This window comes from Xanthobacter autotrophicus, assembly GCF_029991245.1.
In the GTDB taxonomy this organism is placed as follows: Bacteria; Pseudomonadota; Alphaproteobacteria; order Rhizobiales; family Xanthobacteraceae; genus Xanthobacter; species Xanthobacter autotrophicus_C.
Genome location: NZ_JAIVFO010000367.1, coordinates 1 through 441, shown reverse-complemented (window position 1 = coordinate 441; position 441 = coordinate 1). Strand labels below are relative to the sequence as shown.

Below are 441 nucleotides of genomic sequence, written 5' to 3'. Positions count from 1 at the left end.
CTCCTCGACCAACGGAGCAAATCAGGCCTTCTTGGCGGCGGCCTTCTTGGTGGTCTTCTTCGCCGTCTTCTTGACCGGGGCACGCTTGGCGGTCTTCTTGGCCGCCTTCTTGGCCGGGCCCTTCTCGCGGCGCTCGGCGAGCAGCTGGTTGATCTTCCGGTCGGCGTACATCACCGTCGTGTGGTCCCGGTTGCCGAACTGCGCACCGATCTTGGGCAACGAGAGGTCAGTGAGCTCGCGGCACAGGTACATCGCAATTTGTCGGGCTGTGACAAGGGTCTGAGCGCGGGAGGTGCCTAAAAGATCGTCCGCAGAGATGTCGAAGTAGTCGGCGGTCTCCGCGATAATGCGCTCTGGTGTCACCGGGGTCTCGCGACCTTCCGGGATGAGGTCCTTGAGGACGACTTCAGCCAGAGAGATATCCACCGGTTGCTGATTGAG

At 61.7% G+C, this 441-nt stretch carries 1 protein-coding gene; it reads right to left on the bottom strand.

Features of this window, described 5'->3' with window-relative positions:
- Window positions 1-21: 21 nt before the first annotated feature.
- Window positions 22-441: helix-turn-helix domain-containing protein (locus tag K9U41_RS23250; protein WP_282643201.1), on the bottom strand; the 420-nt coding region annotated here is incomplete at its 5' end.